General features: G+C 55.0%; 13 protein-coding genes. 11 read left to right on the top strand and 2 right to left on the bottom strand.

Going from position 1 to position 13,942, the window contains the following annotated elements; translation table 11 throughout:
• Positions 1–8 precede the first annotated feature (8 nt).
• The 7 genes from GXP72_RS08950 to GXP72_RS08920 all read left to right on the top strand — a co-directional run bounded on the left by GXP72_RS08950 (position 9) and on the right by GXP72_RS08920 (position 7,155).
• Positions 9–482 (top strand): NUDIX hydrolase, encoded by a 474-nt coding sequence (locus GXP72_RS08950; RefSeq protein WP_148769612.1) that lies wholly within the window; start codon positions 9–11, stop codon positions 480–482.
• 40 nt (positions 483–522) lie between these two features.
• Positions 523–1,635 (top strand): tRNA 2-thiouridine(34) synthase MnmA, encoded by a 1,113-nt coding sequence (gene mnmA / locus GXP72_RS08945; protein WP_208763770.1) that lies wholly within the window; start codon positions 523–525, stop codon positions 1,633–1,635.
• A 27-nt stretch (positions 1,636–1,662) separates the two neighbouring features.
• The gene (hflD, locus tag GXP72_RS08940) at positions 1,663–2,292 is read left to right on the top strand and encodes a high frequency lysogenization protein HflD (RefSeq protein WP_008500756.1); all 630 of its coding nucleotides are present in this window, start codon (positions 1,663–1,665) and stop codon (positions 2,290–2,292) included.
• A gap of 19 nt (positions 2,293–2,311) precedes the next feature.
• Complete coding sequence (purB, locus tag GXP72_RS08935) at positions 2,312–3,682, top strand: adenylosuccinate lyase (RefSeq protein WP_008500757.1); 1,371 nt, start codon at positions 2,312–2,314, stop codon at positions 3,680–3,682.
• A gap of 123 nt (positions 3,683–3,805) precedes the next feature.
• Positions 3,806–4,477, top strand: a complete 672-nt coding sequence (gene phoP / locus GXP72_RS08930) for a two-component system response regulator PhoP (protein ID WP_024908594.1) — start codon at positions 3,806–3,808, stop codon at positions 4,475–4,477.
• Positions 4,478–5,941, top strand: a complete 1,464-nt coding sequence (phoQ, locus tag GXP72_RS08925; protein ID WP_024908595.1) for a two-component system sensor histidine kinase PhoQ — start codon at positions 4,478–4,480, stop codon at positions 5,939–5,941. It abuts the gene before it with no gap.
• A gap of 92 nt (positions 5,942–6,033) precedes the next feature.
• Positions 6,034–7,155, top strand: a complete 1,122-nt coding sequence (locus GXP72_RS08920) for a cupin domain-containing protein (RefSeq protein WP_024908596.1) — start codon at positions 6,034–6,036, stop codon at positions 7,153–7,155.
• Positions 7,156–7,197: 42 nt separating this feature from the next.
• Here GXP72_RS08920 and pepT read toward each other — a convergent pair whose 3' ends face one another.
• Positions 7,198–8,421: a peptidase T gene (gene pepT / locus GXP72_RS08915; protein ID WP_208763769.1), complete on the bottom strand. Its 1,224-nt coding sequence runs from the start codon at positions 8,419–8,421 to the stop codon at positions 7,198–7,200.
• 237 nt (positions 8,422–8,658) lie between these two features.
• Between pepT and potA the strand changes: the two genes are divergently transcribed.
• From potA to potD, 4 genes are read left to right on the top strand one after another with little or no spacing between them, the layout of a single operon-like run.
• Positions 8,659–9,801: a spermidine/putrescine ABC transporter ATP-binding protein PotA gene (potA, locus tag GXP72_RS08910; protein ID WP_208763907.1), complete on the top strand. Its 1,143-nt coding sequence runs from the start codon at positions 8,659–8,661 to the stop codon at positions 9,799–9,801.
• Complete coding sequence (gene potB, locus GXP72_RS08905; RefSeq protein ID WP_208763768.1) at positions 9,785–10,642, top strand: spermidine/putrescine ABC transporter permease PotB; 858 nt, start codon at positions 9,785–9,787, stop codon at positions 10,640–10,642. The genes potA and potB overlap by 17 nt, the downstream gene beginning before the upstream one ends.
• Positions 10,639–11,430, top strand: coding sequence for a spermidine/putrescine ABC transporter permease PotC (potC, locus tag GXP72_RS08900; RefSeq protein WP_023617893.1), 792 nt, complete (start codon positions 10,639–10,641; stop codon positions 11,428–11,430). Before potB ends, potC begins: the two co-directional genes overlap by 4 nt.
• Positions 11,427–12,461: a spermidine/putrescine ABC transporter substrate-binding protein PotD gene (gene potD, locus GXP72_RS08895; RefSeq protein ID WP_024908601.1), complete on the top strand. Its 1,035-nt coding sequence runs from the start codon at positions 11,427–11,429 to the stop codon at positions 12,459–12,461. The genes potC and potD overlap by 4 nt, the downstream gene beginning before the upstream one ends.
• Positions 12,462–12,508: 47 nt before the next feature.
• On the opposite strand, the gene GXP72_RS08890 is transcribed toward potD, so the two are convergent.
• Complete coding sequence (locus GXP72_RS08890; RefSeq protein WP_048989594.1) at positions 12,509–13,738, bottom strand: HDOD domain-containing protein; 1,230 nt, start codon at positions 13,736–13,738, stop codon at positions 12,509–12,511.
• Positions 13,739–13,942: the final 204 nt, after the last annotated feature.

The following is a 13,942-nucleotide window of genomic DNA, read 5'->3' as shown; positions in this document are numbered from 1 at the left end:
GAGTCACTATGTTTAAACCTCATGTCACGGTTGCCTGCGTGGTCCACGCTAAGGGTAAATTCCTTGTTGTCGAAGAGAGCATTAACGGCAAAGCGCTGTGGAACCAGCCTGCCGGGCATCTTGAAGCCAATGAAACCCTGCTGCAGGCCGCGAAACGCGAGCTGTGGGAAGAGACCGGCATTCACGCTGAACCCCAGCACTTCATCCGTATGCACCAGTGGATCGCGCCCGATCACACTCCGTTCCTGCGCTTTTTATTTGCCGTTGAGCTTAGCGAAACGTGCGCCACAGAGCCGCAGGATGACGATATCGACCGCTGTCTGTGGGTCACTGCCAACGAGATCCTGAACGCGCCAAACCTGCGCTCGCCGCTGGTTGCGGAAAGCATTCGCTGCTGGCAGTCTGCTGGCCGCTTACCGCTGGATGTCATCGGCGCATTTAACTGGCCGTTTACAGAGGGTGCCAATGGTGGGGGGGCGTGATAGAATACGCCGCCTTGAAGTTCAATGTCGTGAGTATTCCATGTCAGATAATAGCCAGAAAAAAGTGATCGTCGGCATGTCCGGCGGTGTCGATTCCTCCGTTTCCGCCTACCTGTTACAGCAACAGGGCTATAAGGTGGAGGGCCTGTTCATGAAGAACTGGGAGGAAGATGATGGCGAGGAATATTGCACTGCCGCTGCGGATCTCGCCGACGCGCAGGCCGTATGCGATAAGCTCGGGATTGAACTGCACACCGTTAACTTTGCCGCAGAATACTGGGACAACGTTTTTGAACTGTTCCTGGAAGAGTACAAAGCGGGCCGCACGCCGAACCCGGATATTCTGTGCAACAAAGAGATCAAATTTAAGGCCTTCCTGGAATTCGCCGCGGAAGATCTGGGCGCAGACTACATCGCGACCGGTCACTACGTGCGTCGTGCAGACGTGAATGGCAAAAGCCAGCTGCTGCGCGGTCTGGACGGCAATAAAGATCAAAGCTATTTCCTCTATACGCTGAGCCACGAGCAAATCGCCCAGAGCCTGTTCCCGGTCGGCGAGCTGGAAAAGCCGCAGGTGCGTAAAATCGCCGAAGAACTGGACCTCATCACCGCGAAGAAAAAAGACTCTACCGGCATCTGCTTCATTGGCGAGCGCAAATTCCGCGATTTCCTGGGACGTTACCTGCCCGCACAGCCGGGTAAAATTGTCACCGTCGACGGTGAAGAGATTGGCCAGCATCAGGGGCTGATGTACCACACGCTCGGCCAGCGTAAAGGCCTGGGTATCGGCGGAACCAAAGAAGGTAGCGAAGATCCGTGGTATGTTGTCGACAAAGACGTCGAAAACAATATTCTGGTTGTTGCCCAGGGTCACGATCATCCGCGTCTGATGTCCGTTGGCCTTATCGCCCAGCAGCTGCACTGGGTCGATCGTGAGCCGTTGAAAGGCACGCTGCGCTGCACGGTGAAAACCCGCTACCGTCAGACCGATATTCCTTGCACCATTACCGCGCTTAATGACGATCGCATTGACGTGCGCTTTGACGAGCCGGTCGCCGCCGTCACCCCGGGTCAGTCTGCTGTCTTCTACAGCGGTGAGATCTGCCTGGGCGGCGGGATCATTGAACAGCGCCTGCCGCTGCCTGCTGTTTAATACGATTGCACACATAAAGGAGACCGTGTGGCGAAGAACTACTATGACATCACCCTGGCACTGGCGGGAATTTGCCAGTCAGCCCGTCTGGTGCAACAGCTGGCGCATCAGGGTCATTGCGATGCTGACGCCCTGCACGTTTCACTCAACAGCGTTATCGATCTCAACCCCGGCTCGACCCTGGGTGTGTTCGGCGGCAGTGAAACCAATCTTCGTCTCGGTCTTGAAACCCTGCTTGGCGTGCTTAACGCCAGCAGCCGTCAGGGATTAAACGCGGAGCTGACCCGCTACACGTTGAGTCTGATGGTGCTGGAGCGTAAGCTGAGCGCAGCAAAAGGCGCGCTCAATACCCTGGGCGATCGTATTGCCGGGTTACAGCGTCAGCTCGACCATTTTGATCTGCAGTCCGACACGCTGCTCAGCGCCATGGCCGGCATTTATGTTGACGTCATCAGCCCGCTGGGCCCGCGTATTCAGGTCACCGGATCCCCTGCCGTGCTGCAAAGTCCGCAGGTACAGGCAAAAGTGCGTGCGTCCCTGCTGGCTGGGATCCGCGCCGCTGTGCTGTGGCACCAGGTTGGCGGTGGCCGCCTGCAGTTAATGTTTTCTCGTAATCGCCTGACCACTCAGGCAAAACAAATTCTTGCTCATTGTTAACCTCCCGGAGTTGCGAATTATGGAATTATCCTCACTGACCGCCGTATCCCCTGTCGATGGACGCTACGGCGATAAAGTCAGCGCGCTGCGCGGGATCTTCAGCGAATATGGTTTGCTGAAGTTCCGTGTTCAGGTTGAAGTACGCTGGCTGCAAAAGCTGGCCGCCCAGGCAGCAATCAAGGAAGTTCCTGCTTTTGACGAAAAGGCAAACGATTACCTTGATAAAATCGTTGCTGAGTTTAGCGAACAAGACGCCGCGCGCATTAAAACCATTGAACGCACCACCAACCACGACGTGAAAGCGGTTGAGTACTTCCTGAAAGAAAAAGTGGAAAGCGTCCCTGCGCTGCATGCCGTGTCTGAGTTCATTCACTTCGCCTGTACCTCTGAAGACATCAACAACCTGTCTCATGCGCTGATGCTCTCCACCGCGCGCAAAGAGGTGGTGCTGCCTTACTGGCGTAAAATCATCGACGCGGTAAAAGCGCTGTCCGTGGAATACCGCGACATTCCGCTGCTATCGCGTACCCACGGCCAGCCAGCCACGCCATCCACGATGGGTAAAGAGATGGCGAACGTCGCGTACCGTATGGAGCGCCAGTACCGTCAGCTGGAGCAGGTTGAGATCCTCGGCAAAATCAACGGCGCGGTCGGTAACTATAACGCCCACATCGCCGCTTACCCGGAAGTGGACTGGCATCAGTTCAGCGAAGAGTTCGTGACCTCTCTGGGCATTCAGTGGAACCCGTACACCACCCAGATTGAGCCGCACGACTATATCGCCGAGCTGTTTGACTGCATCGCGCGCTTCAACACCATCCTGATCGACTTCGATCGTGACGTGTGGGGCTATATCGCCCTGAACCACTTCAAGCAGAAAACCATCGCCGGTGAAATCGGCTCTTCCACCATGCCGCACAAAGTAAACCCAATCGACTTCGAAAACTCCGAAGGCAACCTGGGTCTGGCGAACGCCGTGCTGCAGCATATGGCGAGCAAACTGCCGGTATCCCGCTGGCAGCGCGACCTGACCGACTCCACCGTACTGCGTAACCTGGGCGTGGGCATTGGCTACGCGCTGATCGCGTATCAGTCCACCCTGAAAGGCGTAAGCAAACTGGAAGTAAACCGTGACCGTCTGCTGGACGAGCTGGATCACAACTGGGAAGTGCTGGCGGAGCCAATCCAGACCGTGATGCGCCGTTACGGTATCGAAAAACCGTACGAGAAGCTGAAAGAGCTGACCCGCGGCAAACGCGTTGACGCCGAAGGCATGAAGCAGTTTATCGACGGTCTGGCGCTGCCGGAAGAAGAGAAAACGCGCCTGAAGGCGATGACCCCGGCGAACTACATTGGCCGCGCCATCACCATGGTCGACGAGCTGAAGTAACGCCCCTCTCCCCCTTTTCGCCCGAAAAGGGGGATGCTTTTCCCCGGTTTACTCAATGTTTATCCCCACAACAACATAATCAGCGTTAAACTATTCATACCAATTATTTAGGGAGAAGAGATGATGCGCGTACTGGTTGTTGAGGATAACGCATTGCTACGTCATCACCTGAAGGTTCAGCTTCAGGAGATGGGACATCAGGTGGACGATGCTGAAGATGCAAAAGAAGCCGATTATTATCTCAATGAACACCTGCCGGATATCGCCATTGTCGATTTAGGGTTGCCTGACGAAGACGGTCTGTCGTTAATTCGCCGCTGGCGCAGCCATGATGTTTCTTTGCCGGTCCTGGTGCTGACCGCCCGTGAAGGCTGGCAGGATAAGGTCGAAGTGCTCAGCGCGGGTGCGGATGACTACGTCACCAAGCCGTTCCATATTGAAGAGGTGGCGGCGCGCATGCAGGCGCTGCTTCGTCGCAACAGCGGGCTGGCGTCTCAGGTTATCTCCATCCCGCCTTTCCAGGTCGACCTCTCCCGCCGGGAATTATCCATCAATGATGAAGTGATCAAGCTCACCGCCTTCGAATACACCATCATGGAGACGCTGATCCGTAACAACGGCAAGGTAGTGAGCAAAGACTCCTTGATGCTCCAGCTCTATCCTGATGCTGAGCTGCGCGAGAGCCATACTATTGACGTGTTGATGGGACGTTTACGTAAGAAAATTCAGGCGCAGTATCCACAGGATGTGATTACTACCGTCCGTGGCCAGGGCTACCTGTTCGAATTACGCTAAATGAGACGGATCTTGCGCCATATTTTGCCCCTCTCGCTGCGGGTGCGCTTTTTACTGGCAACGGCAGCCGTCGTGCTGGTGCTGTCGCTCTCCTACGGCATGGTCGCCCTGGTGGGCTACAGCGTCAGCTTTGATAAAACCACCTTTCGCCTGTTGCGTGGCGAAAGCAACCTGTTTTATACCCTGGCGAAGTGGGAAAACAATAAAATCACCGTCGAAATGCCGGAAAACCTCAATCAGCAGAGTCCCACGCTGGCCCTGATTTATAACGAAAAGGGGAAGCTACTGTGGGCGCAGCGGGACATCCCGTGGCTGGTCAAAAGTATTCGTCCGGACTGGCTCAAAACCAACGGTTTTCATGAAATTGAAGCCGATCTCAACACCACCAGCTCGCTGATCCGTGAAGATCGCTCCCTGCAGCAAAAGCTGAACGAGATCCGCGCCGACAACGCCGAAACGGAGATGACGCACTCCGTCGCGATTAACCTCTACCCGGCGACGCTGAACATGCCGCAGCTGACCATCGTGGTGATCGACACCATTCCGGTCGAGCTGAAGCGTTCTTATATGGTCTGGAGCTGGTTCATCTACGTTCTGGCGGCAAATCTGCTGCTGGTGATCCCGCTGCTGTGGGTGGCGGCGTGGTGGAGCTTGCGCCCCATCGAATCACTGGCGAAAGAGGTTCGGGAACTGGAAGAACATCATCGCGAAAAGCTTAACCCGGAAACCACCCGCGAGCTCACCAGCCTGGTGCGTAACCTCAACCGCCTGCTGAAAAGTGAACGCGAACGCTACGATAAATACCGTACCACCCTTACCGACCTGACCCACAGCCTGAAAACCCCGCTGGCCGTGATGCAAAGTACCCTGCGTTCAATGCGCAGTTCGAAGCTGAGCGTTGACGATGCCGAGCCGGTGATGCTGGAACAGATCAGCCGTATTTCACAGCAAATTGGCTATTACCTGCATCGCGCCAGCATGCGTTCAGGAAGCGCACTTCTGAGCCGCGAGCTGCATCCGGTAGCGCCGCTTCTGGATAACCTCACGTCCGCCCTCAACAAGGTGTATCAGCGTAAAGGGGTGAACATCAGCCTCGATATCTCGCCAGAGATAAGCTTTGTGGGTGAAAAAAATGACTTCATGGAAGTCATGGGTAACCTGCTGGATAACGCCTGCAAATACTGTCTGGAGTTCGTGGAAGTGTCTGCACGTCAGACGGAAACCGAGCTGCATATCATCGTTGAGGATGATGGCCCGGGGATCCCGCGCAATAAACGTGACGTGGTGTTCGATCGCGGTCAGCGCGCCGATACGCTACGTCCAGGCCAGGGCGTAGGATTAGCCGTCGCGCGCGAGATTGTCGATCAGTACGACGGAAAAATCGAAACCAGCGAAAGCCTGCTGGGCGGCGCCAGAATGGAGGTCATTTTTGGCCGCCAGCAGCCCACATCGAACGATAGTTAACCCGTTATGTGAAAAATGCGAGGATCTCGCAGCCGGGGGACTGAGCTTCCGTTATAATCCGAGTCAGTAAGAGCCTGCGGAATAAAAAAATTATGGATTATCACTTAACACTTAACTGGCCCGAGTTTATTGAACGTTACTGGCAGAAACGCCCGGTGGTTCTGAAGCGCGGGTTCAGCAACTTTGTCGACCCCATCTCGCCTGACGAACTGGCCGGCCTGGCCATGGAAAACGAAGTCGACAGCCGTCTGGTCAGCCACCAGGACGGGAAATGGCAGGTTAGCCACGGTCCTTTCGAAAGCTACGATCACCTCGGTGAAAACAACTGGTCTCTGCTGGTGCAGGCGGTCAACCACTGGCACGAGCCAACGGCCGCCTTAATGCGTCCGTTCCGCGCCCTGCCCGACTGGCGCATGGACGATCTGATGATCTCCTTCTCCGTTCCTGGCGGTGGCGTCGGTCCGCATCTGGACCAGTACGACGTGTTTATTATTCAGGGTACGGGCCGCCGCCGCTGGCGCGTGGGCGAAAAAGTGCCAATGAAGCAGCACTGCCCGCATCCGGACCTGCTTCAGGTTGACCCGTTTGAAGGGATTATCGACGAAGAGCTGGAGCCGGGTGACATTCTCTACATTCCGCCGGGATTCCCTCACGAGGGCTACTCGCTGGAAAACTCACTCAACTACTCCGTAGGATTCCGCGCGCCAAGCGGCCGCGAGATGATCAGCGGATTTGCCGACTACGTTCTGCAACGCGAGCTGGGCAGCTATCGTTACAGCGACCCTGATGTGCCTGCGCGCGAGCATCCGGCCGATATCCTGCCCGCAGAGCTGGATAAGCTGCGCGGCATGATGCTGGATCTGATTAACGAGCCGGAGCACTTCAAACAGTGGTTTGGCGAGTTTATCAGCCAGTCTCGTCACGAGCTGGACGTTGCGCCGCCGGAGCCGCCGTATCAGGCTGACGAGATTTATGATGCGCTCCAGCAGGGCGATAAGCTGGTACGTCTGGGCGGATTACGCGTGCTGCGCATTGGTGAGGACGTGTTCGTCAACGGCGAGAAGCTGGATTCACCGCACCGTCCGGCGCTGGAAGCCATTGCCAGCCATCTGGTGCTGACTGCCGACACCTTTGGTGATGCGCTGGAAGACCCATCCTTCCTCGCGATGCTTGCCGCGCTGGTCAACAGCGGGTACTGGTTCTTTGAGGACTGAGTCGCTGTAATGCCCGGTGGCGCTTCGCCACCGGGCTTTTTCTTACCGCTTCGCGGTCAACTCCGCTATCCGCACTATCACCTTCACCGCTTTTTCCATTCCTTCCAGCGTCACAAACTCATGCTTCCCATGGTAGTTATAGCCACCGGTAAACAGGTTCGGGCACGGCAGCCCCATAAACGACAGCTGAGAACCGTCGGTGCCGCCGCGAATCGGCTTCAGCTGCGGTTCAATATCGCAGTCGCGCATCGCCTGCTGGGCGATATCGAGAATATGCGGATGCGCCATCACCTTCTCGCGCATGTTGTAATAGCTGTCTTCGATGATGAGTTCAATGTAGCAATCAGGGTGTAATCCTTTACCCACCTTCTTGGCGATCTCCATCATCTTACGCTTGCGCGCCTCAAAGGCTTTGCGGTCGAAATCGCGGATGATGTAGTGCATCTGCGCGCTGTCCACGGTGCCTTTGATGCTGGTCAGGTGATAGAAACCTTCATACCCCTCGGTCTGTTCGGGGCTCTCTTCCACCGGGACTTCCGCATGAATTCGCGATGCCAGCGACAGCGCGTTCACCATGACACCTTTCGCCGAACCGGGGTGAACGTTGTTGCCAACAATTTTGATCGTCACTGAGGCAGCGTTGAAGTTTTCATACTCCAGCTCACCGACGCCGCCGCCGTCAACGGTATAGGCCCACTGCGCGTTAAAGGCCTCCACGTCGAAGTGCTTCGCCCCCTTGCCGACCTCTTCGTCCGGCGTAAAGGCCACGCGGATATCCCCGTGTGGGATGTTTTTATCCTTCAGTACCGCCAGCGCGGTCATGATCTCCGCAATACCCGCTTTGTCATCCGCCCCCAGCAGCGTTTTGCCGTCGGTGGTGATCAGCGTCTGGCCCAGCAGCTGGTGCAGCACCGGGAACATGACTGGCGAGAGCACTTCGTCGCCAATGCCCAGCGCAATGTCGCCGCCGCGGTAGTTTTCCACAATCTGCGGGTTCACATGTTTACCGCTAAAATCCGGAGAGGTGTCGACATGGGAGATAAAGCCAATCGCCGGAATGTCACCCTGGACATTCGCCGGCAGCGTTCCCATCACAGTGCCTTTCTCGCTTAACGTGACGTTGACCAGCCCCATGGCGTCAAGCTGCTCTTTGAGCAGGTTTAATAACTTCCACTGGCCTTCGGTGCTCGGCACCTGGCGAACACCCGGCTTAGATTGGGTATCCAGCGAAACGTACTGTAAAAAACGCTCAAGTAATTTATCCATGCAGTCACCCTCACTTTTTGTGACAACATTATCAATAAGCATCAAAACGCAAATATTGCGTCAGGTCACTTTTATCCCGCAAACGAGAATATTTTCCGTTTATATCGTTATGCGTTAGTAAATGTAGCTTATGAATCAGTGACAAGGATTGGCGATTGCAGGGGATTGCCGTAGAATGTCCGCCCTCATTACGAGTCACCAAGGTGGTTACACACAAACCCCGCTTCAGTCTGCTGCCTGAGGCGTCTATATGGGACAGCGCAAAAATTGAATACACAAACCCGTTCACCGCTGGTGAAACTGGAACGAATTCGTAAAAGTTTTGATGGCAAAGACGTCATTTCCGACCTCACTCTCACCATCAATGACGGTGAGTTTCTGACGCTGCTTGGCCCCTCCGGCTGCGGCAAAACAACCGTACTGCGCCTTATCGCCGGGCTGGAAAGCGTCGATAACGGCCATATCCATCTTGAGAACCAGGACATCACCCGGGTTCCCGCCGAAGATCGCCACGTCAATACTGTCTTTCAGAGCTATGCCCTCTTCCCGCACATGACCGTGTTTGAAAACGTGGCGTTTGGCCTGCGGATGCAAAAAACCCCGGCGAATGAAATCGAACCGCGCGTTACCGAAGCCCTGCGCATGGTGCAGCTTGAGACGTTTGCCCAGCGAAAACCGCATCAGCTTTCCGGCGGCCAGCAGCAGCGCGTGGCCATCGCCCGCGCCGTGGTCAACAAGCCGCGTCTGCTCCTGCTGGATGAATCCCTCTCGGCGCTGGATTACAAGCTGCGCAAGCAGATGCAGAACGAGCTCAAAGCCCTGCAGCGCAAGCTCGGCATTACCTTTGTCTTCGTCACCCACGATCAGGAAGAGGCCCTGACCATGTCCGACCGCATCGTGGTGATGCGTGACGGCAAAATCGAGCAGGACGGCACGCCGCGAGAAATCTACGAAGAGCCGAAGAATCTGTTTGTCGCCAGCTTCATTGGCGAGATCAATATCTTTGACGCCACGGTGATTGAGCGTTTGGACGACCAGCGCGTGCGCGCCAGCGTCGAAGGACGCGAGTGCAATATCACGGTGAATTTCCCCGTCGAAAAGGGACAAAAGCTCAACGTTCTGCTGCGCCCGGAAGATCTGCGCGTCGATGAAATTCACGGCAATACCGAGGCCGAAGGGTTAATCGGCTATATCCGCGAGCGCAACTACAAAGGGATGACGCTGGAGTCTGTCGTCGAGCTGGAGAACGGCAAAATGGTGATGGTCAGCGAATTCTTTAACGAAGACGACCCTGACTTCGACCACTCTCTCGACCAGAAAATGGTTATCAACTGGGTAGAAAGCTGGGAGGTTGTACTGGCTGATGAAGAACACAAGTAAGTTCCAGAATGTGGTGATTGCCACGATCGTCGGTTGGCTTGTGTTGTTTGTCTTTCTCCCCAACCTGATGATCATTGCCACCAGCTTCCTGACCCGCGACGACGCTAGCTTCGTTTCGCTGGTCTTTACGCTGGACAACTACGCGCGCCTGCTCGATCCGCTCTATTTTGACGTGCTGCTGCACTCGCTCAATATGGCGCTGGTTGCCACGATTGCCTGCCTGGTACTGGGATACCCCTTCGCGTGGTTCCTCGCGGGCCTGCCGCAAAAGGTGCGCCCCCTGCTGCTGTTTTTACTGATTGTTCCCTTCTGGACGAACTCGCTCATCCGTATTTATGGTCTGAAGATTTTCCTCAGCACAAAGGGTTACCTGAATGAGTTTCTGCTGTGGCTGGGGGTGATTGATACGCCGATACGCATCATGTTTACCCCGAGCGCGGTGATTGTCGGCCTGGTCTATATCCTGCTGCCGTTTATGGTGATGCCGCTCTACTCCAGCATTGAGAAGCTGGATAAACCGCTGCTGGAAGCGGCAAAAGATCTGGGCGCCAGTAAGCTGCAGACCTTTATCCGTATCATTGTTCCGCTGACGATGCCCGGTATTATTGCGGGCTGTCTGCTGGTGATGCTCCCGGCGATGGGCTTGTTCTACGTTTCTGATCTGATGGGTGGGGCGAAAAATCTGCTGATCGGTAACGTGATCAAGAGCCAGTTCCTGAACATTCGCGACTGGCCGTTCGGGTCCGCCACCAGCATCACGCTGACGGTGGTGATGGGTCTGATGCTGCTGGTCTACTGGCGCGCCTCACGGCTGCTGAACAAGAAGGTGGAACTCGAATGATCGGTCGACTGCTTCGCGGCGGTTTTATGACCGCCATTTACGCTTACCTGTATATCCCGATCGTTATTTTGATCGTGAACTCGTTTAACAGCTCGCGCTTTGGGATTAACTGGCAGGGCTTTACCACCGACTGGTACAGCCTGCTGATGAACAATGACAGCCTGCTGCAGGCCGCTCAGCACTCGCTGACGATGGCGATCTTCTCCGCCACCTTCGCCACGCTGATTGGCTCCCTGACCGCCGTGGCGCTCTACCGCTATCGCTTTCGCGGTAAGCCGTTCGTCAGCGGCATGCTGTTTGTGGTGATGATGTCGCCGGACATCGTGATGGCGATTTCGCTGCTGGTGCTGTTTATGCTGCTGGGCGTACAGCTTGGCTTCTGGTCGCTGCTGTTTTCCCATATCACCTTCTGCCTGCCGTTTGTGGTGGTGACCGTCTTTGCGCGCCTGAAAGGGTTCGACGTGCGCATGCTGGAGGCGGCGAAAGATCTGGGCGCCAGCGAGATGACCATCCTGCGCAAAATCATCCTGCCGCTGGCGATGCCCGCCGTGGCGGCCGGATGGCTGCTGAGCTTTACCCTGTCGATGGATGACGTGGTCGTCTCCTCCTTCGTGACCGGGCCGAGCTATGAAATTCTGCCGTTGAAAATCTATTCGATGGTGAAAGTCGGCGTTTCACCTGAGGTGAACGCGCTGGCGACCATTCTGCTGGTGTTTTCGCTGGTTCTGGTGATCGCCAGCCAGGTTATTGCTCGTGATAAAACAAAATCTCAGGGGACAATGAAATGAAAAAAATGCTCGCCGCTGCGGCGCTGGTGCTTGGCATGGGTGCCGCGCACGCTGATGACAGCAAAACGCTCTACTTCTACAACTGGACCGAGTATGTGCCGCCGGGCCTGCTGGAACAGTTCACCAAAGAGACGGGCATCAAGGTGATCTACTCGACCTACGAGTCGAATGAAACCATGTACGCCAAGCTCAAAACCTACAAAGACGGCGCGTACGATCTGGTGGTTCCTTCCACCTACTTTGTCGACAAAATGCGCAAAGAGGGCATGATCCAGAAGATCGATAAAACAAAGCTAACTCATTTTTCAAACCTCGATCCGGAGATGCTCAACAAGCCGTTCGACCCGAATAACGACTACTCCATTCCGTATATCTGGGGGGCAACCGCGATTGGCGTTAACAGCGAGGCCGTCGATCCGAAAACGGTGACGAGCTGGGCCGACCTGTGGAAACCGGAGTACAAAGGCAGCCTGTTGTTAACCGACGACGCGCGTGAAGTGTTCCAGGTGGCGCTGCGCAAGCTGGGCTACTCGGGCAACACGACGGATCCAAAAGAGATTGAAGCGGCGTATACCGAGCTGAAAAAGCTGATGCCTAATGTGGCGGCGTTCAACTCTGATAACCCGGCTAACCCGTATATGGAAGGCGAAGTGAATCTGGGGATGGTGTGGAACGGCTCCGCGTATGTGGCCCGCCAGGCCGGTACGCCGCTTGAGGTGGTCTGGCCGAAAGAAGGCGGGATCTTCTGGATGGATAGTCTGTCGATTCCGGCCAACGCGAAAAACGTTGAAGGGGCGCTGAAGCTGATTAACTTCCTGCTGCGCCCGGACGTAGCGAAACAGGTTGCCGAGACAATTGGCTACCCGACACCAAACCTCGCGGCACGCAAGCTGCTGAAGCCTGAAGTGGCTAACGATAAATCGCTCTACCCGGATGCCGAAACCATCAGCAAAGGTGAATGGCAGAACGATGTCGGCGACGCCAGCCGCCTCTACGAAGAGTATTACCAGAAGTTAAAAGCGGGCCGCTAACCGGTATCGCGCCCCTCCTCACGCCGCATGTACGGCGTGAGGAGGAATTAACTGACCGCATTCTCTCCTGCCCAGATCGTCGCCTTTCTCATCGCCTCCACCACCTCCTCATCCGACAGACCCAGCGCCTGACGAACCCGGGCCGCCTCGTCCCACTGCTGCTGTTCATAGTAACGGCAAAGGCTCACCATATCGGCTAGCCGTCCCTCCTGGTCGCACAGCGCGTTGCTCACGCTCTGCGGCACCGCAATTTGCTTCATTAACTCCGCCATCGGCAGCTCAAGGAGGGTATCGAGCAGAGAAAACAGGCCGCACATGAACGCATTTTCAGCCAGCGCCGGTTCTTTCATCGTCTCAGCTATCAGTTCACAGAACTTACCGCGCATCATACTCAACGGGTAAAGCTCGCTGACGGTATCATTGCCGGCACTGGCGAGGACCACGACGGCAACAAACCGCCTCAACTGGTTTTCCCCGAGGTATCTGAGCACCTCACTCAGGGTTAACTTGCTGAAATTACAGGCGCCCACATGCTTAAACGCCGTATGCTTCATGTAGCGCATGATTTTATAAGAGAGCGTGAGATCGGTTTTTATCAACGACTCGACGATCCGAAAATCAGGCTTATTGCGTCCGACCTCCATTTGCAGCCTAAAAATCGCCAGCTGATTTTGCGACAGCCGTTTATATTTGATGACCTCCGGACGGCAGAAAAAATAGCCCTGAAACAGCGAGAATCCCTCCTCCTTGTATTGGTTGAATTCCTCTTTAGTCTCAATTTTTTCAGCAAGATATTTAATATGTCCGGTCAGGTGTTTACGCGCTTTCAGATACGCTTTAATTTGCGCTAAGGTGTAATTTCTGACGTCGAATTTCAGGATTGAAATATAGGGTAAAAATGCATCCCATTCTGGTGCAAGGGTAAAATCATCAAGCGCAAACTGATAGCCATGCGCATTCATCTCCCTGACGGCCTGCAGCAGCTCGGCCCCTGGCACAGCATCTTCAAGGATCTCAATGACCACGCTCTCTTTATCCAGCGCTTCACCACTGCGGTCAATGACCATTCGCGACGGGAAATTAATAAACGACGTATGCGCCCCGGCGATGCGCTGGGACGGCACGCATAAAAACTGATCGGATATCATTCTGGACGTGGCATATTCCGCCGACACATCCGGAAAACGATTTGTCATCCCGTCTCTGAAGAGCAGCTCATAGGCCACCGTATTCATTTCAGGGTTAAAAATGGGTTGTCGCGCAATAAATCCGTACATATCCCATCCTCCTCTACCACTTTATATTTATTAGCATCCTCTTTCTACACGACGATAACGAGCATTATCGAGCACTATTTTGATTGAATGCACAAAATAAAAGCATCCACACTAATTAACGGGATTTACTATTCTGGAATTTAAATTAAATATACCCGGCCCTCTACAGAAAGAAGGAAATATATCCGATAAGGAATATGTGCC

This window comes from Enterobacter sp. SES19, assembly GCF_011765665.1.
Classification (GTDB): Bacteria; Pseudomonadota; Gammaproteobacteria; order Enterobacterales; family Enterobacteriaceae; genus Enterobacter; species Enterobacter pseudoroggenkampii.
The sequence above is the reverse complement of the archived record's forward strand: the minus strand, read 5'-3'. Positions and strand labels throughout refer to the sequence as shown.

What these genes read in the sequence shown, in the direction of transcription:
- GXP72_RS08950 (WP_148769612.1), top strand. Translation starts at nt 9, where the DNA reads ATGTTTAAACCTCATGTCACGGTTGCCTGCGTGGTCCACGCTAAGGGT.
- mnmA (WP_208763770.1), top strand. Translation starts at nt 523, where the DNA reads ATGTCAGATAATAGCCAGAAAAAAGTGATCGTCGGCATGTCCGGCGGT.
- purB (WP_008500757.1), top strand. Translation starts at nt 2,312, where the DNA reads ATGGAATTATCCTCACTGACCGCCGTATCCCCTGTCGATGGACGCTAC.
- phoP (WP_024908594.1), top strand. Translation starts at nt 3,806, where the DNA reads ATGCGCGTACTGGTTGTTGAGGATAACGCATTGCTACGTCATCACCTG.
- phoQ (WP_024908595.1), top strand. Translation starts at nt 4,478, where the DNA reads ATGAGACGGATCTTGCGCCATATTTTGCCCCTCTCGCTGCGGGTGCGC.
- GXP72_RS08920 (WP_024908596.1), top strand. Translation starts at nt 6,034, where the DNA reads ATGGATTATCACTTAACACTTAACTGGCCCGAGTTTATTGAACGTTAC.
- pepT (WP_208763769.1), bottom strand. Translation starts at nt 8,421, where the DNA reads ATGGATAAATTACTTGAGCGTTTTTTACAGTACGTTTCGCTGGATACC.
- potB (WP_208763768.1), top strand. Translation starts at nt 9,785, where the DNA reads ATGAAGAACACAAGTAAGTTCCAGAATGTGGTGATTGCCACGATCGTC.
- potC (WP_023617893.1), top strand. Translation starts at nt 10,639, where the DNA reads ATGATCGGTCGACTGCTTCGCGGCGGTTTTATGACCGCCATTTACGCT.
- potD (WP_024908601.1), top strand. Translation starts at nt 11,427, where the DNA reads ATGAAAAAAATGCTCGCCGCTGCGGCGCTGGTGCTTGGCATGGGTGCC.
- GXP72_RS08890 (WP_048989594.1), bottom strand. Translation starts at nt 13,738, where the DNA reads ATGTACGGATTTATTGCGCGACAACCCATTTTTAACCCTGAAATGAAT.